The organism is Streptomyces sp. NPDC033270 (genome assembly GCF_055576575.1).
Genome location: NZ_JBVIRA010000007.1, coordinates 45,906 through 64,841, shown reverse-complemented (window position 1 = coordinate 64,841; position 18,936 = coordinate 45,906). Strand labels below are relative to the sequence as shown.

Genomic DNA, 18,936 nt, shown 5'->3' with positions numbered 1-18,936 from the left:
GGGGGCGGAGCCACCCCCACCCCCCCCCCCCTCTCCCCCCCCCCCCTCCCCCCAACCCCCCCCCCCCCCCCCCCCCCCCCCCCCCCCCCCCCCCCCGGCCGTATCGCGGCGCTTCTTGCGCCTTGCGGCGGCCGCCGCTCCCGCTTGCTCGACCCCGTCATCTAGGGTCTGTCCGGAACGCAGGCAGGGGGCCTGCCCGAACGATCCGGCCGGGTTCCGGCCCAGGTGTGGGGGAAGTGGTTCGATGCGTGCACTTCGCGTCCTGTTGATCATCCTCGTCATATTCGGCGGGCTGTTCGTGGCCGGCGACCGGCTGGCGGTGAGCCTCGCCGAGGACATGGCCGCGGAGAAGATCCGCGGCAGCCAGGGGCTCGACCGGACCCCGGAGGTCTCCATCAAGGGCTTCCCGTTCCTGACCCAGGTCCTCGGCCGCAATCTGACCGAGGTGGACGCGGACCTCGGGGGCATGTCGGCCAGCGCCGAGGGGCGCACGCTGCGCGTGGACAAGCTGCGCGCGCAGTTCCACGACGTCAGGCTGACCAGCGACTACTCCTCCATCGAGAGCGCCGCCTCGGCCACCGGCAGCGCCACGATCTCGTACGCGGACCTGACCAAGGCGGCCGGCGGCGGCATCAAGATCAGCTACGCCGGGGAGAAGAACGGCCCCCGGGTCAAGATCTCGCCGAACCTGCCGCTCCTCAGCTCCGTCGAGGTGACCGGCTCGCTGAGCGTCTCGGGCAACACCGTCAGGCTGCGCGCCGACGAGATCCCGGCGATGTGCAGGGCCCTGCCGACCTGCCAGTCGAAGGTGCGCACCCAGACCGACCACGTGTGGACGCTGAACCGGCTGCCCGGCAACCTCAAGCTGGACGAGGTGGTGACGAAGCCGGACGGCATCTCCCTCTCGGTCTCCGGGAAGAACGTCAAGCTCCCCGGCTGACGGGCGCAAGGCGGCGGTCCGCCCCACCGGCCCGCCGCGCCGTCCACTTCCTGAGACACCCCGGTCCGTACGCCAGACCCCCCACCGGCGCGCGGGCCCCGGTCCGGCGCCCGCGCCCGTCCCGCACCGGCCCTCATCCCACATCACGGACAATCACGTCTCGGCATTTGACACGCCGGTGACATGCCCGGCTCCGCGTCCCTACGATCGGTGCCATGCAGAGCGCATGGAGCCCTCTCCGGCATCGGGGACAGGCGGTACTCACGAAGCGGCGGGCAGTAGACCTGTGTCGCGTCGCCGCCATGCTCTGTCGCCCTGCCTGACGGGCTTGAGCACCCTCCCCCGAGCTGTCGAAGCAGCGGAGGGCGCCCCTCGCCCGGTCGGCCCTTCCAGGCCGTAGTCCCCGCGAGTCCCCACTCAGCGCCACTTTGGTCCCCGTTCGAATGAATCGGGCCTTCCGGAAGAGATCGGCGCATAACCGGCGTACCCGCGTGCAAGTCTGCAGCCTCCCCCAAGCTCTCAACGAGCAGGGGGCGCCCCCATCCGCAACTGCCCCGGAGGAGAACAACATGAGCCGTAGCGACGTCCTCGTAGACGCCGACTGGGTCGAGGCCCACCTCGAGGACCCGAAGGTCGTGATCGTCGAGGTCGACGAGGACACCTCGGCCTACGACAAGAACCACATCAAGAACGCGGTCCGCATCGACTGGAAGAAGGACCTCCAGGACCCGGTGCGCCGCGACTTCGTCGACCAGGCGGGCTTCGAGAAGCTGCTGTCCGCCAAGGGCATCGCCAACGACGACACCGTCGTCCTCTACGGCGGCAACAACAACTGGTTCGCCTCCTACGCGTACTGGTACTTCAAGCTCTACGGCCACGACAGCGTCAAGCTGCTCGACGGCGGCCGCAAGAAGTGGGAGCTGGACTCGCGCGACCTGGTCGACGGCGCACAGGTGCCCCAGCGCCCGGCGACCGCGTACAAGGCCAAGGCCCAGGACACCTCCATCCGCGCCTTCCGTGACGACGTCGTCGCCGCGATCGACAACCTCAACCTGGTCGACGTGCGCTCCCCCGACGAGTTCAGCGGCAAGCTGCTCGCCCCCGCGCACCTCCCGCAGGAGCAGTCGCAGCGCCCCGGCCACGTGCCCAGCGCCCGCAACATCCCGTGGTCGAAGAACGCCAACGACGACGGCACCTTCAAGTCGGACGACGAGCTCAAGGCCCTCTACGAGGAGGAGTCCGTCGACCTCGCCAAGGACACCATCGCCTACTGCCGGATCGGTGAGCGCTCCGCGCTGACCTGGTTCGTGCTGCACGAGCTGCTCGGCCAGACCAACGTCAAGAACTACGACGGCTCCTGGACCGAGTACGGCTCCCTGGTCGGCGTCCCGATCGAGCTCGGCGCCAACAAGTAAGCAAGCAGCTTCTCCTCCGAACCCCTCAAGGAAGTACCGCTATGTGTGGAGCACAGGCCGGCGGCCCGGACGCCTCGACCATCAAGCCCGGTGAGACCACGATCCAGGGCAGCGTGACCCGCGACGGCCAGCCCGTCACCGGTTACGTCCGACTCCTGGACAGCACCGGAGAGTTCACCGCCGAGGTTCCGACCTCCGCGACCGGACAGTTCCGCTTCTACGCGGCCGAAGGCACCTGGACGCTGCGCGCCCTGGTCCCGGGCGGCACCGCGGACCGCACCGTCGTCGCCCAGAAGGGCGGCCTGGCGGAGGTCGCCATCGCCGTCTGACGGCGGCCTTCGGGCGCCTTCGTACGGCCGGAGGGCCGCACCCCAGAGGTTTGGACGCCTTTGCGGGGGTGCGGCCCTTCGGCGTGCCCGGGGGGGCGGAACGGGCCTTCGCGGCGGCTTCTTTCCGCCTCGCCGCGGACTTACCGTGGAGCTATGGACAGCCGCCGCCGGTCGCCCGCCGAGCGCCGCCACCGCCGCTACTTCGTGCTGATGGGCGTGTGCCTGGTGCTGTTCGTCCTGGCCTGGGGCGTGGTGCGGCTGTGGTCGGTGCCGGCCGCGGTGGGCATGTGCCTGGTCGCCATGGTCATCCCGCCGATCGCGGCGATCATCGGCAACCGGCGGGAGCCCGGCGAGCGCTGGTGGGACGAGTCCGGCGACCCCGAGTCCGACCGCTGGTGGCGCGAGCTGGACGACCGGGGCGACGACAAGCATCCGCGGTAGACCGCCCGGCCGGGCGCGCTCAGTACACCAGCACCCGGTGCGCGTCCGTCGGGACCACCGTCAGTACACCAGCGCCCGGTGCGCGTCCGTCGGGACCACCGTCAGTACACCAGCGCCTGCACGTCATCCGGCATGATCTCGCTGACGAAGAGCTGTGACCCGGCGATGCCCGCCCCCTCGATCAGGTCCTTCTGCTCGATGTCCCGCCGGGCCGCGCACTGGGTGCACACCGTGATCGCCCCGCCGCCCGCGCGGATCCCGTCGATCAGCTCCGGCAGCGGCGCGGCGTGCGGCAGCTCGAACTCGGCCGCCCGGCCCGGCAGCGCGAACCACACCGACTCGCCGGTCAGCCACAGCGACACCTCCACGCCGCTGGCCACCGCCACCGCCGCCACCGTGAACGCCTGCGAGCACCGCTCGGGCGCGTCCGCGCCCGCCGTCACCTTGATCACGAGCTTCTTCGCCATAGGGCAAGAGTAGAGCGGACACCGGGGCGCGGCGGACCTCACAGCGCCGCCGATACCCGCGCCGACTAGACTCGCAGGCGGTCCGTTACACCCTCACTCCGTCCAAGGAGCGCGTCGTGCTTGAGGCATTCTTCACCACCCTGCTGGTTCTGGTCGGCGTCGGCGTGATCGCGTTCGCCGGTCTGACCTGGAAGAAGCTGTACCAGGGCCAGCGCTGACCGGCCTGCGCGCCGCCCAGCACCGACCTTCGCCACAGCGCTTCACGCACCCCTGCCGACTGCCCCCTCTAAAGATCGCCTGAGCTGTCATGATCGAGATCCCGTCCGACCTGAACCCGGCCCTGGTGCCGCTCGCCTTCCTCCTCGGCCGCTGGGAGGGCGCCGGCGTCGCGGACTTCCCGGGCACCGAGAAGTGCAACTTCGGGCAGGAGGTCACCTTCGCCCACGACGGCCGTGACTTCCTCGAATACACCTCGCACAGCTGGGTGCTCGACAGCGAGGGCAACAAGGTCCGCCCGCTGGAGACCGAGAGCGGCTACTGGCGCGTCGACGCCGACCGCAAGGTCGAGATCGTCATGATCCGCGACCAGGGCGTGGTGGAGGTCTGGTACGGCGAGCTGGCCGACAAGAAGCCGCAGATCGACCTGGCCACCGACGCCGTCGCCCGCACCGCCGCCTCCGGACCGTACAGCGGCGGCAAGCGGCTCTACGGCTACGTCAAGGGCGACCTGATGTGGGTCGGCGAGAAGTCCACCCCGGACGTGCCGCTGCGCCCGTACATGTCGGCACACCTGAAGAAGGTCGCCGGCCTGAAGGAGTGGGCCGAGAGCCTGCCCGACGACATGCCGGACGGGGTCGCCTTCTTCAACCCGGACGGCACCCCGTACCAGGGCTGACCAGCCCGTTTCAGTGTGACGCGCCCCGCGGGGGAAGTCCGGTGAGAGTCCGGCGCTGACCCGCAACGGTAAGCGGAAGCCCCCTTCCGCAAGCCCGATCGCCCGCGGCGGCGCCCGATCCTCACAACTCGCCGTGGACTGCGAGGGGACGCCGCCGTCGCCCGAGGGCACCTCCCGGTGCACACCGGGCCGCTCGGGCCGCCGCTCCTTTCCTGCGCCCGCGGCCCGAGCCGAAGGCGCAGGTCCCCCTTTTGGCACCCCCCGCCCGAACCACCCCCCTGGTGGCCGCGCTGTGCGCCGTCCTCCTCGGCTCCCTGCTGTGCGGCGTCGGCCTCGGCGCCGCCGGGGTGAGCTGGGCGCAGGTGCTGCGCTACCTCGGTGCCGGGCTGACCGGCGGCACCATCGCGCCCGACGAGGTCGCCCCCTACACCATCGTGTGGGAGCTGCGCTTCCCCCGGACGGTGCTGGCCGCGGTCGTCGGCGCCGGGCTGGCCGCCATCGGCGTCGCCGTCCAGGCGCTGGTCCGCAACGCCCTCGCCGACCCCTTCGTCCTCGGCATCTCCTCCGGCGCGGCCGTCGGCGCCAACGCCGTCCTGCTCTTCGGGGCGCTGGGCGCACTGGGCGTCTGGGCGTTGTCGGCGGCGGCCTTCGCCTCCGCGCTGCTGGCCATGGCCCTGGTGTACGCGGCCGCCCGCACCGCCCACGGGCTCACCCCGCTGCGGCTGGTGCTGACCGGCACCGCGATGTACTACGGCTTCTCCGCCCTGACCACCTTGATGGTCTTCACCGCCGACCGCGGCGAGGCGGCCCGCTCGGCGATGATGTGGCTGCTGGGGAGCCTGAGCGGGGCCGGCTGGGGCTCGCTGCCGATCGCCGCGGTCGCGGTGGCCGCCGCGCTGGTCCGTCTGCTGCTGACCGCGGGCCGGCTGAACGCGCTGGCCATGGGCGACGAGACCGCCGCCGCCCTGGGTGTGGACGCCGGACGGATGCGCCGCGAACTGTTCGTGATCTCGGCCGCCGTCACCGGCGCGGTGGTCGCGGTCAGCGGCGCGATCGGCTTCGTCGGGCTGATGGTGCCGCATGTGGCCCGGATGCTGGTCGGCGCCGACCACCGCCGGGTGCTGGCCGTCGCACCGCTGCTCGGGGCGGTGCTGCTGGTGTGGGTGGACGCCCTGTCCCGGGTGCTGCTGGCGCCCGTCGAACTGCCGGTCGGGGTGATCACCGCCGTCATCGGCGTGCCCTGCTTCGTCGTGCTGATGCGGCGGCGCGGCTACAGCTTCTCGGGCGGTGCCTGATGCGGGTCGACATCGAGGACGTCTCGGTGGACGTGGCGGGCGTCCGCCTCCTGTCCGACATCACCCTGCGCGCGGGCAGCGGCCGGTTCATCGGGCTGGTCGGCCCCAACGGCAGCGGCAAGTCCACCCTGCTGCGCTGCGTCTACCGCGCGCTCGGTCCGGCCGCCGGCACCATACGGCTGGACGGCGCCGAGCTGGCCGCCATGACCGCCCGCGAGCAGGCCCGGCACCTGGCCGTGCTGCCCCAGGAGACCGCCACCGACTTCGACTTCACCGCCGCCGAGGTCGTCGCGATGGGGCGGCTGCCGCACCAGCGCGGCGGCTCCGGGCGCCCCGGCGCCGCCGACCGGGAGATCTGCGCGGCGGCGCTGTCGCGGACCGGCACCGGCCATCTGGCCGACCGCGGCTTCACAAGCCTGTCCGGCGGCGAGAAGCAGCGGGTGCTGATCGCCCGCGCGCTGGCCCAGCAGCCGAGGGTGCTGGTGCTCGACGAGCCCACCAACCACCTCGACATCGCCCAGCAGTTGGAGGTGCTGGCGCTGGTACGGGACTGGGGGCGCGCCGGGGACGGGTCGCCGGGCGGCCCGACCGTGCTCGCCGCCCTGCACGACCTCAATCTGGCCGCCGTCCACTGCGACGAGCTGTACGTCATCACCGGCGGCCGCATCGTCGCCTCCGGCGCCCCGCACGACGTGCTGACCGAGGACCTGCTCGCCGAGGTCTTCCACGTCCGCGCGCACCGCGTCACACACCCCGAATCCGGCGCCGTGCAGCTGCTCTTCGACCGCATCGCCCCGACCGCCCCGTGAGGACCACCATGCGCATCCACCGCCCCGCCGCCCTGCTCGCCGTCCTCGCCCTCACGCTGACCGGCTGCGGGGCCGAGGTCGCCCCGGACCGCGCCGCCGGCCGGGCCGCCGACGGCCACTACCCGGTCACCGTCGACAACTGCGGTGTGCCCACGACCTACCACAAGGCGCCCCGGCGCGTGGTCACCAACGACGTCGGGATCGCCGACATCATGTTCGCGCTCGGCTTGGAGGACCACATGGCCGGGTACGTCATGCCCGCCTACCGGGGCAGGATCGACGCGGTGGCCTGGAAGGACGCCTACCGCAAGGTCCCCTGGCTCTCCAAGAAGGCCATCACCAAGGAGATCGCCCTCGACGCCCGGGCCGACCTGGTCTTCGCGGGCTGGAACTACGGCTTCGGCGAGGACAACAACCTCACCCCGGCATCGCTGAAGAAGCTCGGCATCGGCAGCTACGTACTCACCGAGTCCTGCCGCAACGGCACCTCCGGCGGCTCCCGCGGCGTCATGCCGCCCCTGGAAGCGCTCTACGCCGACCTGGAGAACCTCGGGAAGATCTTCCACGTCGAGGACCGGGCCGCCGCCCTGGTGAAGAAGTACCGCGCGCAGGTCGCCGAGGCCGCCGCCAAGGCCCCCGCGCCCTCCCGCCGCCCCTCGGTCTTCCTCTACGACGACGGCCGCGACAAGCCGCTGACCGCGGGCAGGTACGCCGGCCCGCACGACATCATCACCAAGGCCGGCGGCGACCATGTGATGAAGGACCTCAAGGACTCCTGGACGACCGTGGGCTGGGAGACCGTCGTGGCCCGCGACCCCGACGTCATCGTCGTCAACGACTACGGCACCCCCACCGGCGCGCAGAAGAAGGCGTTCTTGAAGTCCTACCCGCCGCTGGCGAACGTCTCGGCCGTCAAGAACGACCGGATCTACGTCATGGACTACGCCGATCTGGTCGAAAGCCCCCGCAACCCGGCCGCCGTCAGCGCGCTCGCCCGCTATCTGCGCGGCGTACGGGCGGGCGGCTGACGCGGCGGGGCGTACACGCCCGCGCCCGGCCTCCTACACTGGCTGTGTGGTGACCACCGACTGGCAGAGCGACCTCCGCAGGCGCGGCTACCGCCTGACCCCGCAGCGTCAGCTCGTGCTGGAAGCTGTGGACAGACTGGAGCACGCCACCCCGGACGACATCCTCACCGAGGTGCGCAAGACGGCGGGCGGGGTGAACATCTCCACCGTCTACCGGACGCTGGAGCTCCTCGAGGAGCTCGGCCTGGTCAGCCACGCCCACCTCGGGCACGGGGCGCCGACCTACCACCTCGCCGACCGCCACCACCACATCCATCTGGTGTGCCGGGACTGCACGGACGTCATCGAGGCGGACCTGTCGGTGGCCGAGCCGTTCACCGCGACGCTGCGCGAACAATTCGACTTCGAGACGGACATGAAGCATTTCGCGATCTTCGGGCGTTGCGCCAACTGCCGCACCGCTTCCGAGGAGGGCGAGGGCTGAGGCAACCGCCGGCGGGTCGTAGGCTGGCCCCATGCTGCGACAATCACCCGCCAGCCCCCTGCTGTCGCTGCCCGGCGCCGTCCCCGCCGAGGCGCCCGACGAAGGCGTCGCCGCGCACTACGGCGACCTGTTCCGCGAGCAGCGCGCCCTCGCCGACGGCTCCGGCTTCGTGGACCTCTCGCACCGCGGGGTGGTCACCGTCACCGGCCCCGAACGGCTGACCTGGCTGCATCTGCTGCTCACCCAGCACGTCAGCGAACTCCCGCCCGGCCAGGCCACCGAGGCGCTGATCCTCTCCGCGCACGGCCATATCGAGCACGCCGTGTACCTCGTCGACGACGGCGAGACGACCTGGCTGCACACCGAGCCGGGCCGGCAGGAGGCGCTGATCGCCTACCTGGAGAGCATGAAGTTCTTCTACCGGGTCGAGGTCGCCGACCGCACCGCCGAGATCGCCGTGGTGCATCTGCCGGCCGGCTCCATCACCGAGACCCCCGCGGACACCGTCGTACGCGAGACCGCGCACGGCCGCGACCTGTTCCTGCCGCGCGCGCACCTGGAGTCCTTCGCCGCGGCCGCGGGCGGCCCGGCGGTCGGGGTGCTGGCGCTGGAGGCGCTGCGGGTGGAGGCGCACCGCCCGCGCCTGGGCCTGGAGACCGACCACCGCACCATCCCGCACGAGCTGGGCTGGATCGGCACCGCCGTCCACCTGCAGAAGGGCTGCTACCGCGGCCAGGAGACCGTCGCCCGGGTCCACAACCTGGGCAAGCCGCCCCGGCGGCTGGTCTTCTTGCACCTGGACGGCAGCGAGGTGCATCTGCCGCCGCACGGCACCCCCGTACGCCTGGCCGCGGACGGCCCGGAGGGCCGCCAGCTCGGCTTCCTCACGACCTCGGCCCGCCACCACGAGCTCGGCCCGATCGCCCTGGCCCTGGTCAAGCGCAACGTCCCGGTGCACGCCGAGCTGATGGCGGGGACCACGGCGGCGGCGCAGGAGGTCGTGGTCGAGCCGTAAAGGGGGTGCCTGGGGCTGGGGGCTGTCCTCACCCCCCAGCCCCGGACCTAGACCTCCACCAGGACCGTGAACGGCCCGTCGTTCGTCAGCGACACCTTCATCTGCGCGCCGAAGCGGCCGGTGGCCACCTGGGCGCCCAGCGCCCGCAGCTGGGCGACGACCTCGTCGACCAGCGGTTCGGCGACCGGCCCCGGCGCCGCGGCGTTCCAGGTGGGGCGACGGCCCTTGCGGGCGTCACCGTAGAGAGTGAACTGGCTGATCACCAGCAGCGGCGCCGAAGTGTCCGAGCAGGACTTCTCGCCCTGCAGCATCCGCACCGACCACAGCTTCCGGGCGAGCTGCGCCGCCTTTTGCGGGGTGTCGTCGTGGGTCACGCCCACCAGCACGCACAGGCCCTCCCCCACGATCTCCCCGACCGTCTCGCCCGCCACCTCGACGCGTGCGCCGTCAACTCTCTGCACCACAGCTCGCATACCCGCCATGATGCCGGGCAGGCGGACCGCTTCGGACAGCCGTGCCCCTCCAGGGGCCGTTCGGGTGCCATGGCCCTGCAGAAGGACCGCCCAGAGTGGCACGATGCGTGCACGTGGTGCGTTTCATGGACAACATGCCCTGGACGCGGCACCGGACGAGGGGACGGAACGATTCATGAGCACTCTCGGCGCCGGACAGACACCCGGGCCCGTACCAACCGCCCGTACGACACCGGCGGGACGGACACCACCGGCCTCCCCCGCACCAGACCCCGGACCTGCGGTACCCGTCCCGCCGGTGCCGCCGGCCGCCTCCACGACGAGCACCACCACGGCACCGACCACTACTGCACCGATCACCACTACGACCACGGCAGCGGCTCGGGTCGAGCCCGCCGGCACCGAGGACGGCCCCATGCTCCAGGCAGGCCAGGCGCAGCACCCCCGCCCCCCGCAGCAGCGCGACCACTGCCGCCCGGCCGACATTCCCGATCTCTCCGGCCTGGGGCTGCCCGAGCTGCGGGTGGTGCGGCGTGACTCGCAGCAGGAGGAGGCCGATCTGAGCTATCTGCGGCGGCTGCTGCAGGGCCGGATCGACATCCTGCGGGCCGAGATCGCCCGCCGTACCGCCCAGCACTCACCGCTGCTCGACCGGCTGCCGGAGATCCTGACGGACCTGCCGTCCCGGCACCGCTCCTCGGCACGGCATGTGACGCTGGGCACCCCGCACAGCGAGGAGTACCGCAGGCTGGCCGACGAGATGCTCGGCGACGTGGAGCTGTCCGATCTCACCGCGCGTACGGACCAGGAACTGCACGACGCGATGGGCCGGCTGATCCGCTACGAGCGGCAGGTCTCGCAGCGCCGTCAGTCGCTGCAGCGGACCACCGACGAGTGCAGCGCGGAAATCGCCCGCAGGTACCGTGAAGGCGAAGCACAAGTAGACGACCTGCTGTCCTGAACGGGCCACAAGCTCGGGGCCAGAAGGTCACTCCCCCACCCGGAAGGCCGCCGATGACCTCGTCCTCGCCCACCCCGATCCCCGCGCCGACCCCGGCGTCCGCCGCTTCCGTGCCTGCTCCGGCTTCCCCGGCTTCTCCGGTTTCTCCCGTCCTCGCCGAGGTCGTGCGTTCCGGTTTCGTCGAGGGCCGCCATCGTGGCTCGCTGGTGGTGCTCGCGGCCGACGGCAGCGTGGAATCGGCGCTGGGCGATGTGGCCGCCCCGGTCTTCCCGCGTTCGTCGAACAAGCCGATGCAGGCGGCGGCGGTGCTGCGGGCGGGCCTGGAGCTGTCCGGTGAGCGGCTGGCCCTGGCCGCCGCGAGCCACTCCGGCGAGGCCTTCCACCTCGATCTCGTCCGCACGATGCTGGTCGAGCACGGACTGACCCCCGACCATCTGCAGACCCCGCCGGACCTGCCGCTGGACCCGGCGGAGGCGGAGGCCTACCTCGCCTCGGGCCGGGTCCGTGACCGCCTCGCCATGAACTGCTCGGGCAAGCACACCGCGATGCTGGCCGCCGCCGCGCTCAACGGCTGGCCGCTGGCCTCGTACCTCGACCAGGACCACCCGCTGCAGCAGCTGGTGGCCGAGGGCGTGCGCAGCGCCAGCGGCGAGGACGTCGCCCACATCGGCACCGACGGCTGCGGCGCGCCGCTGCTCTCGCTCTCCCTGACCGGCCTGGCCCGCGCCTTCCGGCACTTCGTACTGGCCGAGCCCGGCACCCCGGAGCGGCGGGTGGCGGACGCGATGCGCGCCCACCCGGAGTACGTCGCCGGCACCCGCCGCCCCGACACCTGGCTGATGCAGGCGATGCCCGGCACCCTGTCGAAGATGGGCGCCGAGGCCGTGCAGGCGCTGGCCCTCCCGGACGGCCGCGCCGTGGCCTTCAAGATCGACGACGGCGCCACCCGCACCCTCGGCCCGATCCTGGCCCGCACCCTGCGCCAGATGGGCATCGACTCCCCCGTACTGTCCCGCCTGGAGGACGCACCACTGCTGGGCGGCGGCGCACGAGTGGGCGAGATCCGAGCGGCGTTCTGAGGGGGGCGCGGGGACGCGTCCGCCCGGACCGGATCACACGACCCGTGCCGGTTTCCGCGCGGGCCGGATTCCCGCCCGGACCGGGTCTCCGCCCGAATCTCAGGCATCCGCCCGGACCGGGTCTCCGCCCGAATCTCAGGCATCCGCCCGGACCGGGTTGCCGCCCGGACCGGGTTTCGCCCGCATCGGCATACCGTCCGGACCGGATTTCCCCCGCGCACCGGATTCCTGCCCGGACGGGAATGCCACCCGGACCAGACTTCCGCCCGGACCGGGTCTCCGCCCGGACCGGGTCTCCGCCCGGACCGGGTCTCCGCCCGCACCGGGTCTCCTCCCGGACCGGACTTCCGCCCGGACCGGGTCTCCGCCCGCACCAGGTTTCCTCCCGGACCGGATCTCCGCCCGCACCGGAATACCGCCCACACCCACCACGTTGTGGACCCGCAGGGGGCCCTCGCACCCCCTACGGGATCTGTTCGCCCAGCCCGTAGGGCCCGTCGCGCCGAACATGGCCGGGAGCCGTCAGCAGACGGGCAACTCCCGGCCACCATCGGCCCCGCGACCGCTGCCGCGACGGTCATGGCCTGCATAAAGTGGCGATGACAGTGCACGCACCATCCACCACAGCAGGAGGCCGGCGACCATGAGCGACGCGAATCCCGAGCCGCAGGGACCCGAGGCGATCGAGCACGCGCACGACCCCGAGGTGCTGCAGCTCGCGGCGAAGGTCTTCGACCTGGCACGGCACGGTGACACCGACACCGTCGCCGCGTACGTGGACGCGGGCGTCCCCGCCAACCTGACGAACGACAGGGGCGACTCCCTGGTGATGCTGGCCGCCTACCACGGCCACGCCGCCACCGCGGAGGCCCTGTTGCAGCGCGGCGCGGACGTCGACCGCACCAACGACCGCGGCCAGACACCGCTGGCCGGAGCGGTCTTCAAGGGCGAGGACGAGGTCGTCAAGGTGCTGATCGCGCATGGCGCGGACCCGTCGGCGGGTGCGCCCTCGGCGATCGAGACGGCCCGGATGTTCCAGAAGACGGAACTGCTGAAGCTGTTCGGAGCGGAGTAAACCGGCGGGCGGCACCGGTGGCGGCGGGCATCCGCGCCCGTGACGGCGGGTGGGGAACGCCCGTGACGACAGGCGAACGACGCCCTTCATGGCAGCTGAGCAGGGTATTCGTGGCGCTTGACCTCAAGTTCGCTTGAGGTCCTAGCGTCGGGTTCCGACGACGGCGACACCGCCGTTCGCCGCCTCACCCGCCACGCCACGAAGGGCCACACATGTCCGAGCACCGCTACCGCCTCGCAGTGATCGTCGGCAGCACCCGGGAGCACCGGTTCGCACCGGTCATCGCGAACTGGTTCACCCGGCACGCCGAGAGCCACGCCCACATCGACGTGGACGTCGTCGACCTGGACACCATCCGCCCGTACGAACTCCGCCACGGCAGCGAGGAGTTCGAGTCGTTCGCCAAACGCGTCGACGAGGCGGACGCCTTCGTCGTGATCACCCCCGAGTACAACCACTCCTTCCCGGCCCCGCTCAAGCACGCCATCGACCTGCTGCACCCCCAGTGGCAGGCCAAGCCGGTCGGCTTCGTCTCGTACGGCGGGATCTCCGGCGGGCTCCGCGCCGTCGAGCAACTTCGGCTGGTCTTCGCCGAGTTGCACGCCACGACGGTACGCGAGACGGTGAGCTTCCCGTTCGCCGGCAACCTCTTCGACGACGCCGGCCGGCTGCACGACCCGGCCCCCGTCGCACAGGCCGCCGACGCCCTGCTCCACCAGCTGACCTGGTGGGCCGTGGCCCTCCGCGAGGCCCGTACGGCCCGGCCGTACGGCGCCTAGCGGCCCCCGGGGCGACACCCCTACGGGGAGGCCTCCTGGCCCGCCGCACCGTCCTGCGGGACGATCGCGCGGTCGACGAGCGCCGAGATCAGGCCGTCGGTCTCCTCGCCCGGGACCACCCCCGGCAGGGTGAGCTGCTCCAGCATCAGCCCGGTCATCGCGAGATAGATCAGCGTCACGCCGGTACGGTCCCCCGGCAGCCCGTTCTCCAGGTGGAAGCGGATGTCGTCGTCGAGCGTCTCCCGGATCGCCCGGACCATCTCCACCTGCAGTTCGGGGCGCCGGGTCGCCTCCAGACGCAACTCCAGCATCGCCAGATAGCCGGTGCGGTTCTCGGCCACCCGGCGGTTGATCCACCTCATCAGCTCGACGACCAGCGCCCGGCTCGGCGGCGCCGCCATCACCTCGGCGACCTCCTCCGGGTCGGGCGCGATGCGCTGGTGGATCTGCCCGGTGACCTGGCCCAGCAGGTCGTCCCTGTTGGCGAAGTAGTTGGAGGCGGTGCCCTTGGGCACGCCCGCGGCCTCGTCGACGGCCCGGAAGGTCAGCCCGCGCGCGCCGTCCCGCGCCAGCACCTCGATCGCGGCATCCACCAGCGCCGCCCGCCGCTCCGGATTACGCACCATGTCGTCCACCTCGCACCATGCCGACCGCACTCCTTCCGAGCATTTTCAGAAAAAGACTTGCAACCACTACAGTCAGAGTACTACAACTGCAGTTGTTGCCGCGGCCGGACCGGCCGGCCGCGAACAGAGAGGACCACCATGCGCTTCGCCAAGCTCGGAACCGCCCTGCTCACCGACGATGTCGCCGCCAGCACCCGCTTCTACGCCGACCACTTCGGCTTCCGCCCGCTGGCGGAACTGGACTGGTACTCCACCCTCCAGCACCCCCAGCACCCCGAATTCACCCTGGACTTCGTCCAGCGCGGCCATGCGTCCATGCCCGAGGGCTTTCGCGCCCAGGACACCGGCGGCATAGTGATCGCCTTCCTCGTGGAGGACGCCGCGGCCGAGGAGGCCGCACTGCGCGCCAAGGGTGTGCCGATCGCCGAACCGGTGCGCGACGAGCCGTGGGGCCAGCGCCGCTTCAACGTCTGGGGGCCGGAGGGCACCCTGATCGAGGTGCTGCAGCCCATCGACCCCGACCCGGAGTGGATGGCCGCCCAGGGCCTGTGAACGGGGCCGGGACCGGTGAACGAGACCGGCAGGCCCCCACCCCGCCGGCGCCCGGATCAACGAGGCGCCGGCCCCTGACCGCCCGGGGCACCTGGCACCCGCCCGTGGGCCATCGCCCGCACCGTCACCGCCGGACGGGCGGCATGGAAGGTTCACAGAAAGTCTTCCTGAGGCGTCGTCATCCACCAGACCCTAGGAGAGCACGCCGGCATCCGGCTCATGTCCGGAAAGCGGCGACCGGGGCGGGCGAGCCATCGGACCATTGCGGCGGTGGGCCGCCTCGGCCTCTCAGCCGCCCCCGGGCCCCCGGGCCCCGCCCCGGATCCCTCTCAGTCCCGCAGCAGCCCCCTCTCAGCCCCCCCGGCCCCCTCTCAGCCTCCCCCTCGCTCTCCTCAGCCCTCCTCGGGACGCTCCTGCAGTGCCCAGCCGTTTCCGTCCGGGTCGTTGAAGTAGACGAAGGAGTTCCAGGCCCCACCGGGGCCGTCGGCCATCGCGCCGTCCTCGACGTGCTGCACGGGGCTGACCGGGACCCCCCGTTCGACCAGCTGCGCACGGGCCGCGGCGATATCGGAGACCACGAGCTGCAGCCCCTGCACCGAACCGGGCGGCATCCGCGTGACGCCGGCACCGCTCCCGATGACGATCGAGCAGCCCGATCCCGGCGGCGTCAGCTGCACGATGCGCACCCCGCCGTCGCCGACGCAGACGTCGTGGTCCACGGCAAAGCCCAGCTGCTCGCTGTAGAAGCGCTTCGCCCGCTCCACATCGGACACCGGAACCGGCACCAGTTCGAGCTTCCAGTCCATGGGCGCGCCGTCCTTCCGTACGGGCGGCGGCCCCTGCTCGGGCCGCCGTCACCTCCGGCCTTGTCGCGCTGCAAAAAGTCTAGGGAGCGAAGGCGGATACCCGCATCCTGTACGCCGCAGAGGCCGTGGGCACGGACCATGCCCCCCTGCGCGCCCGCCCCGCCCGCCCCCTGGGCCTCCTCACCGGACTCACCCGCCCCCGGGGCCCCGCCTCTCTCCTTCGGGGCTGTCAGCCTCAGCCGTCGACGAACGTCATGCTCGCCTCGTCGTAACGGGTCCCGGCTATTCGGGCCGCGGGGGCCGCGGCGTCGATGGCGGCGAGTTCGTCGGCGGAGAGTTCGACGGCGAGTGCGCCGAGGTTCTCCTCCAGGTACTTCTGCCGACGCGTGCCGGGGATCGGCACGACATCGTCCCCTCGGTACTGGACCCAGGCCAGCGCGAGTTGTCCGGCGCTGACGCCCTTCTCCGCGGCGAGTTCGTTCAGCTTGCCGACGATGGCGAGGTTCTGTTCGAGGTTGCCGTCGGCGAAGCGGGGCTGGGACCGCCGGACATCGGACTCCGCCAGCCCCTGCACCGAGGTGTACTGCCCGGTCAGGAAGCCCCGGCCGAGGGGCGAGAACGGCACCAGGCCGATGCCGAGTTCACGGCACACCGGCGCGATCTCCTGTTCCAGATCACGGGTCCACAGCGACCACTCGCTCTGCAGCGCGGCGATCGGATGCACCGCGTGCGCCCGCCGCAGCGTCGCGGCGCTCGCCTCGGACAATCCGAGGTGCCGCACCTTTCCGGCCGCGACGAGCTCGGCCATCGCACCGACGGTCTCCTCGATCGGTGTACGGGGGTCGACGCGGTGCTGGTAGTAGAGGTCGATGTGGTCGACCCCGAGCCGGCGCAGCGACGCGTCGCAGGCCTGCCGTACGAAGGCGGCGTCGCCCCGGATCGCGGTCGGCTCGCCGAGCCGGTTGGCGAACCCGAACTTGGTCGCCAGCACCACCTCGTCGCGCCGCCCCGCGATGGCCCGGCCGATCAGCTCTTCGTTGTGCCCCGCACCGTAGAAGTCGGAGGTGTCCAGCAGGCTGACGCCGAGGTCGAGCGCCCGGTTGATGGTCGCGATCGACTGCTCGTCGTCCGATTCCCCATAGCCGTGGCTCATCCCCATGCAGCCGAGCCCCTGCGCGGGAACCACCAGGTCACCGAGCCTGCGTGAAGGAATGTTGATCGTGGTCATGCTGCTGCCACCTCCTGGGCCGGGCCTTTCCCGGAGTTCCCTTCGGGACGGTATGCATTGGAGCGCACTCGAAGTCAACGACGCCTGGATTGCGGGTTGCTGTCAGGGCGAGGCGCCCGTTCGGTACCGGTCCGCACAGTCGGCCCGCCCCCCACCAGCCGGCATCCCCCGTCAGCCGGCGTCCCCGTCAGCCGGCGCCCCCGTCAGTCGCTGTCACCCGCTATGGCCCGGAGGGCCTGGCAGTGGGCGGTGAAGGTGGCGCGGCCGGCGGGCGTCAGGGCGAGCCAGGTGCGTGGGCGCTTGCCGACGTACCCCTTGGTGACGGCGACATAGCCGGCCTTCTCCAGGGTGGCGACCTGGCGCGACAGCACCGAATCGCTCACCTCTACGGTGTCGCGGACGAAGGCGAACTCGGCTTTCTCCGCTGCCGCCAGCGTCGCCACGATGGAGAACCGGACCGGTGCGTGGATGACCTCGTCGAGCCCGTGGCGCGGATGGGTTCCCTGGTGCGGGTCGGTCACCGCCGGGCCTCCAAATAGCCGCCTATCAGCCCGGGAAGGGCTACCACCAGTGCGCCGGGCACCCACCATGCCGCCACGTCCTGAAACCAGATCATGCCAGGCACCAGCACCGCGCCGTAGAGCAGCGCCCAGGCGATGATCAGGCCGGCATGCCATCGGCCGAACCCGACCCGGGAGACGCGCTGCCGGGCCGAGTACACCGACAGGCCGGTGATGACGGCGACCCAGAAGCCGATGCCGAGCGCCACACCGTGGGGCCGGCCCAACAGCCCTATGGCGAGCACCAGGACCGCGGAGGCGCAGCCGTAGATCACTTGATACCGGACGTACCACTTCGTGCCGTCCTTGACCGTTGAGCGCAACTCCTGCGCACGGGCCAGCGCGGCCGCCGCGTCCTGTGCCGCGGATGACGCCCCAGAAGCAGATGCGTACTCCGACATGGTGTCAGTCCCCCCTGACGATCCGATGCTTCTTCTCCCCGCCGGCCCTTCGCCGGCCTCGTGCATTCATCGTGACAAGAACTTTCCAATCCGACAAGTACTTTCCGGCCAGGCTCTCCCCGCTCCCCTCCGCAGCCCCCGCCCCCTCCGCAACCCCTGCCCCCTCATGTGCCCCCGCCCCAGGTCAGGTACTGTTGCGTGCCAGCAGTGGACCGACCGAGGAGGTGAGACCGATACCCCGCCAGACCAGGCAGGCGCTTTCGTCTCACGCCCGTACGGCCCACCCGGTGCAGGTGACCGTCCGGCACGCGTGACCCGGTAAGCGCCCTCGGCGCCCCGAAAGGCTCACATGTCGTCATCTCAGAAGTCACCGCCCGTGCAGTCGTCACCTCTCACCCCCGCACAGTCGTCACCTCTCGCCCCCGGGCAGTCGCCCTCTCGCGCCCCCGGGCACGTGACACCGCTCCCCCGCTCCACCGTCGTCGCCAGGCTGCGCGCAGCCGGCTGTGTCTTCGCCGAGGACGAGGCGGAGCTGCTCGTCTCCGCGGCGCGTACGCCGGACGAACTCGCCGTCATGGTGGAGCAGCGCGTGATCGGCCTGCCCCTTGAACACATCGTCGGCTGGGCGGAGTTCCATGGCCTGCGGGTCGCCGTCGGCCCCGGTGTCTTCGTGCCGCGCCGCCGCACCGAATTCCTCGTGGGACGGGCCGTGGAGCTCGGCCGCCGGGCCACCGGCCGCACCCGGCGTCCCCTCGTCGCCGTCGATCTGTGCTGCGGCTCCGGCGCGGTGGGCGCCGCGCTGGCCGCCGGCCTCGAACGGGTCGAGTTGTACGCGGCCGACATCGAGCCCGCGGCGGTGCGCTGCGCCCACCGCAACATCGCCGCCGTGGGCGGTGAGGTCTACGAGGGCGACCTCTTCGACCCGCTGCCCGCCACCCTGCGGGGGCGTATCGACATCCTGGTGGCCAACGTCCCCTACGTACCGTCCGAAGAGGTCGGGCTGCTGCCCCCGGAGGCGCGCGACCACGAGCCGCTGGTGGCGCTCGACGGTGGTACGGACGGGCTCGACGTGCTGCGGCGGGTAACCGCGGCCGCCCCGCAGTGGCTGGCGCCGGGCGGCCATCTGCTGGTCGAGACGAGCGAGCGTCAGGCGCCCCGGGCCGTCGAGGCCTTCACCCGCAACGGGCTGCTGGCCCGGGTGGAAGCCTCCGAGGAGCTGTACGCCACGATCGTCGTCGGGACCCGCCCGGCCTGACGGCGGGGCGGGCCGGGTCTCCG

Annotated in this window: 24 protein-coding genes; 17 read left to right on the top strand and 7 right to left on the bottom strand. The window is 71.9% G+C overall.

All coding sequences use genetic code 11. From position 1 onward, the window contains the following. The first annotated feature begins 244 nt into the window (after nt 1–244). The 5 genes from ACZ5XZ_RS13020 to ACZ5XZ_RS13000 all read left to right on the top strand — a co-directional run bounded on the left by ACZ5XZ_RS13020 (nt 245) and on the right by ACZ5XZ_RS13000 (nt 3,125). On the top strand, nt 245–940 hold the full coding sequence (locus ACZ5XZ_RS13020; RefSeq protein ID WP_468977161.1) for an LmeA family phospholipid-binding protein: 696 nt from the start codon (nt 245–247) through the stop codon (nt 938–940). Nucleotides 941–1,155: 215 nt separating this feature from the next. Next, nucleotides 1,156–1,263, top strand: coding sequence for an Ms5788A family Cys-rich leader peptide (locus tag ACZ5XZ_RS13015; RefSeq protein WP_384424762.1), 108 nt, complete (start codon nt 1,156–1,158; stop codon nt 1,261–1,263). A gap of 246 nt (nt 1,264–1,509) precedes the next feature. Then, nucleotides 1,510–2,355 carry a sulfurtransferase gene (locus ACZ5XZ_RS13010; protein WP_468977159.1) on the top strand — a complete coding sequence of 282 codons (846 nt, stop codon included), beginning with the start codon at nt 1,510–1,512 and terminating at the stop codon, nt 2,353–2,355. A gap of 41 nt (nt 2,356–2,396) precedes the next feature. Continuing rightward, entirely contained in the window at nt 2,397–2,684 is a 288-nt protein-coding gene (locus ACZ5XZ_RS13005; protein WP_030660503.1) for a DUF1416 domain-containing protein, read from the top strand. 153 nt (nt 2,685–2,837) lie between these two features. After that, nucleotides 2,838–3,125: a DUF3099 domain-containing protein gene (locus tag ACZ5XZ_RS13000; protein WP_384424758.1), complete on the top strand. Its 288-nt coding sequence runs from the start codon at nt 2,838–2,840 to the stop codon at nt 3,123–3,125. 101 nt (nt 3,126–3,226) lie between these two features. On the opposite strand, the gene ACZ5XZ_RS12995 is transcribed toward ACZ5XZ_RS13000, so the two are convergent. Continuing rightward, on the bottom strand, nt 3,227–3,592 hold the full coding sequence (locus ACZ5XZ_RS12995) for a DsrE family protein (protein ID WP_086718474.1): 366 nt from the start codon (nt 3,590–3,592) through the stop codon (nt 3,227–3,229). Between the two features lie 307 nt (nt 3,593–3,899). On the opposite strand from ACZ5XZ_RS12995, the gene ACZ5XZ_RS12990 reads away from it, so the two are divergent. From ACZ5XZ_RS12990 to ygfZ, 6 genes are all read left to right on the top strand, one after another. Beyond that, entirely contained in the window at nt 3,900–4,487 is a 588-nt protein-coding gene (locus ACZ5XZ_RS12990) for a heme-binding beta-barrel domain-containing protein (protein WP_468977156.1), read from the top strand. A 251-nt stretch (nt 4,488–4,738) separates the two neighbouring features. Beyond that, on the top strand, nt 4,739–5,782 hold the full coding sequence (locus ACZ5XZ_RS12985; protein WP_468977153.1) for a FecCD family ABC transporter permease: 1,044 nt from the start codon (nt 4,739–4,741) through the stop codon (nt 5,780–5,782). Further along, on the top strand, nt 5,782–6,591 hold the full coding sequence (locus ACZ5XZ_RS12980) for an ABC transporter ATP-binding protein (protein WP_468977151.1): 810 nt from the start codon (nt 5,782–5,784) through the stop codon (nt 6,589–6,591). The genes ACZ5XZ_RS12985 and ACZ5XZ_RS12980 overlap by 1 nt, the downstream gene beginning before the upstream one ends. Before the next feature lie 8 nt (nt 6,592–6,599). Next, nucleotides 6,600–7,619, top strand: coding sequence for an ABC transporter substrate-binding protein (locus ACZ5XZ_RS12975; protein WP_468977150.1), 1,020 nt, complete (start codon nt 6,600–6,602; stop codon nt 7,617–7,619). A gap of 46 nt (nt 7,620–7,665) precedes the next feature. After that, nucleotides 7,666–8,103 (top strand): Fur family transcriptional regulator, encoded by a 438-nt coding sequence (locus tag ACZ5XZ_RS12970; RefSeq protein WP_468977148.1) that lies wholly within the window; start codon nt 7,666–7,668, stop codon nt 8,101–8,103. Nucleotides 8,104–8,134: 31 nt separating this feature from the next. Then, a complete protein-coding gene (gene ygfZ / locus ACZ5XZ_RS12965; RefSeq protein WP_468977146.1) occupies nt 8,135–9,118 on the top strand; it encodes a CAF17-like 4Fe-4S cluster assembly/insertion protein YgfZ in 984 nt (327 codons plus the stop codon). 47 nt (nt 9,119–9,165) lie between these two features. On the opposite strand, the gene dtd is transcribed toward ygfZ, so the two are convergent. Beyond that, complete coding sequence (dtd, locus tag ACZ5XZ_RS12960) at nt 9,166–9,591, bottom strand: D-aminoacyl-tRNA deacylase (protein ID WP_468977144.1); 426 nt, start codon at nt 9,589–9,591, stop codon at nt 9,166–9,168. Nucleotides 9,592–10,006: 415 nt separating this feature from the next. Between dtd and ACZ5XZ_RS12955 the strand changes: the two genes are divergently transcribed. The 4 genes from ACZ5XZ_RS12955 to ACZ5XZ_RS12940 all read left to right on the top strand — a co-directional run bounded on the left by ACZ5XZ_RS12955 (nt 10,007) and on the right by ACZ5XZ_RS12940 (nt 13,485). Further along, nucleotides 10,007–10,552, top strand: a complete 546-nt coding sequence (locus tag ACZ5XZ_RS12955; protein WP_384425609.1) for an RsiG family protein — start codon at nt 10,007–10,009, stop codon at nt 10,550–10,552. A 53-nt stretch (nt 10,553–10,605) separates the two neighbouring features. After that, nucleotides 10,606–11,631, top strand: coding sequence for an asparaginase (locus ACZ5XZ_RS12950; protein ID WP_468977142.1), 1,026 nt, complete (start codon nt 10,606–10,608; stop codon nt 11,629–11,631). Nucleotides 11,632–12,274: 643 nt separating this feature from the next. Further along, complete coding sequence (locus ACZ5XZ_RS12945) at nt 12,275–12,706, top strand: ankyrin repeat domain-containing protein (RefSeq protein WP_384424742.1); 432 nt, start codon at nt 12,275–12,277, stop codon at nt 12,704–12,706. A gap of 212 nt (nt 12,707–12,918) precedes the next feature. Further along, entirely contained in the window at nt 12,919–13,485 is a 567-nt protein-coding gene (locus ACZ5XZ_RS12940; protein WP_468977140.1) for an NADPH-dependent FMN reductase, read from the top strand. 20 nt (nt 13,486–13,505) lie between these two features. Here ACZ5XZ_RS12940 and ACZ5XZ_RS12935 read toward each other — a convergent pair whose 3' ends face one another. Beyond that, nucleotides 13,506–14,111, bottom strand: a complete 606-nt coding sequence (locus ACZ5XZ_RS12935) for a TetR/AcrR family transcriptional regulator (protein ID WP_468977139.1) — start codon at nt 14,109–14,111, stop codon at nt 13,506–13,508. Between the two features lie 138 nt (nt 14,112–14,249). On the opposite strand from ACZ5XZ_RS12935, the gene ACZ5XZ_RS12930 reads away from it, so the two are divergent. After that, nucleotides 14,250–14,663: a VOC family protein gene (locus ACZ5XZ_RS12930; protein WP_468977137.1), complete on the top strand. Its 414-nt coding sequence runs from the start codon at nt 14,250–14,252 to the stop codon at nt 14,661–14,663. Between the two features lie 392 nt (nt 14,664–15,055). On the opposite strand, the gene ACZ5XZ_RS12925 is transcribed toward ACZ5XZ_RS12930, so the two are convergent. The 4 genes from ACZ5XZ_RS12925 to ACZ5XZ_RS12910 form a co-directional block, all read right to left on the bottom strand. Further along, nucleotides 15,056–15,469 carry a VOC family protein gene (locus tag ACZ5XZ_RS12925; RefSeq protein WP_468977134.1) on the bottom strand — a complete coding sequence of 138 codons (414 nt, stop codon included), beginning with the start codon at nt 15,467–15,469 and terminating at the stop codon, nt 15,056–15,058. Nucleotides 15,470–15,704: 235 nt separating this feature from the next. After that, the gene (locus ACZ5XZ_RS12920; RefSeq protein ID WP_468977132.1) at nt 15,705–16,697 is read right to left on the bottom strand and encodes an aldo/keto reductase; all 993 of its coding nucleotides are present in this window, start codon (nt 16,695–16,697) and stop codon (nt 15,705–15,707) included. A gap of 203 nt (nt 16,698–16,900) precedes the next feature. Next, complete coding sequence (locus ACZ5XZ_RS12915) at nt 16,901–17,218, bottom strand: winged helix-turn-helix domain-containing protein (RefSeq protein WP_468977130.1); 318 nt, start codon at nt 17,216–17,218, stop codon at nt 16,901–16,903. Next, nucleotides 17,215–17,658: a hypothetical protein gene (locus tag ACZ5XZ_RS12910; RefSeq protein WP_468977128.1), complete on the bottom strand. Its 444-nt coding sequence runs from the start codon at nt 17,656–17,658 to the stop codon at nt 17,215–17,217. The genes ACZ5XZ_RS12915 and ACZ5XZ_RS12910 overlap by 4 nt, the downstream gene beginning before the upstream one ends. 349 nt (nt 17,659–18,007) lie before the next feature. On the opposite strand from ACZ5XZ_RS12910, the gene ACZ5XZ_RS12905 reads away from it, so the two are divergent. Then, the gene (locus tag ACZ5XZ_RS12905; protein WP_468977127.1) at nt 18,008–18,913 is read left to right on the top strand and encodes a putative protein N(5)-glutamine methyltransferase; all 906 of its coding nucleotides are present in this window, start codon (nt 18,008–18,010) and stop codon (nt 18,911–18,913) included. Nucleotides 18,914–18,936 lie beyond the last annotated feature (23 nt).

Coding starts and splice junctions, on each gene's coding strand:
- ACZ5XZ_RS12950 (WP_468977142.1), top strand. CDS start 10,606: ATGACCTCGTCCTCGCCCACCCCGATCCCCGCGCCGACCCCGGCGTCC.
- ygfZ (WP_468977146.1), top strand. CDS start 8,135: ATGCTGCGACAATCACCCGCCAGCCCCCTGCTGTCGCTGCCCGGCGCC.
- ACZ5XZ_RS12945 (WP_384424742.1), top strand. CDS start 12,275: ATGAGCGACGCGAATCCCGAGCCGCAGGGACCCGAGGCGATCGAGCAC.
- ACZ5XZ_RS12930 (WP_468977137.1), top strand. CDS start 14,250: ATGCGCTTCGCCAAGCTCGGAACCGCCCTGCTCACCGACGATGTCGCC.
- ACZ5XZ_RS12935 (WP_468977139.1), bottom strand. CDS start 14,111: ATGGTGCGTAATCCGGAGCGGCGGGCGGCGCTGGTGGATGCCGCGATC.
- ACZ5XZ_RS12905 (WP_468977127.1), top strand. CDS start 18,008: ATGTCGTCATCTCAGAAGTCACCGCCCGTGCAGTCGTCACCTCTCACC.
- ACZ5XZ_RS12980 (WP_468977151.1), top strand. CDS start 5,782: ATGCGGGTCGACATCGAGGACGTCTCGGTGGACGTGGCGGGCGTCCGC.
- ACZ5XZ_RS12955 (WP_384425609.1), top strand. CDS start 10,007: ATGCTCCAGGCAGGCCAGGCGCAGCACCCCCGCCCCCCGCAGCAGCGC.
- ACZ5XZ_RS13015 (WP_384424762.1), top strand. CDS start 1,156: ATGCAGAGCGCATGGAGCCCTCTCCGGCATCGGGGACAGGCGGTACTC.
- ACZ5XZ_RS12990 (WP_468977156.1), top strand. CDS start 3,900: ATGATCGAGATCCCGTCCGACCTGAACCCGGCCCTGGTGCCGCTCGCC.
- ACZ5XZ_RS12910 (WP_468977128.1), bottom strand. CDS start 17,658: ATGTCGGAGTACGCATCTGCTTCTGGGGCGTCATCCGCGGCACAGGAC.
- ACZ5XZ_RS12925 (WP_468977134.1), bottom strand. CDS start 15,469: ATGGACTGGAAGCTCGAACTGGTGCCGGTTCCGGTGTCCGATGTGGAG.
- ACZ5XZ_RS12995 (WP_086718474.1), bottom strand. CDS start 3,592: ATGGCGAAGAAGCTCGTGATCAAGGTGACGGCGGGCGCGGACGCGCCC.
- ACZ5XZ_RS13005 (WP_030660503.1), top strand. CDS start 2,397: ATGTGTGGAGCACAGGCCGGCGGCCCGGACGCCTCGACCATCAAGCCC.
- ACZ5XZ_RS12975 (WP_468977150.1), top strand. CDS start 6,600: ATGCGCATCCACCGCCCCGCCGCCCTGCTCGCCGTCCTCGCCCTCACG.
- ACZ5XZ_RS13010 (WP_468977159.1), top strand. CDS start 1,510: ATGAGCCGTAGCGACGTCCTCGTAGACGCCGACTGGGTCGAGGCCCAC.
- ACZ5XZ_RS13020 (WP_468977161.1), top strand. CDS start 245: ATGCGTGCACTTCGCGTCCTGTTGATCATCCTCGTCATATTCGGCGGG.
- ACZ5XZ_RS13000 (WP_384424758.1), top strand. CDS start 2,838: ATGGACAGCCGCCGCCGGTCGCCCGCCGAGCGCCGCCACCGCCGCTAC.
- dtd (WP_468977144.1), bottom strand. CDS start 9,591: ATGCGAGCTGTGGTGCAGAGAGTTGACGGCGCACGCGTCGAGGTGGCG.
- ACZ5XZ_RS12940 (WP_468977140.1), top strand. CDS start 12,919: ATGTCCGAGCACCGCTACCGCCTCGCAGTGATCGTCGGCAGCACCCGG.
- ACZ5XZ_RS12920 (WP_468977132.1), bottom strand. CDS start 16,697: ATGACCACGATCAACATTCCTTCACGCAGGCTCGGTGACCTGGTGGTT.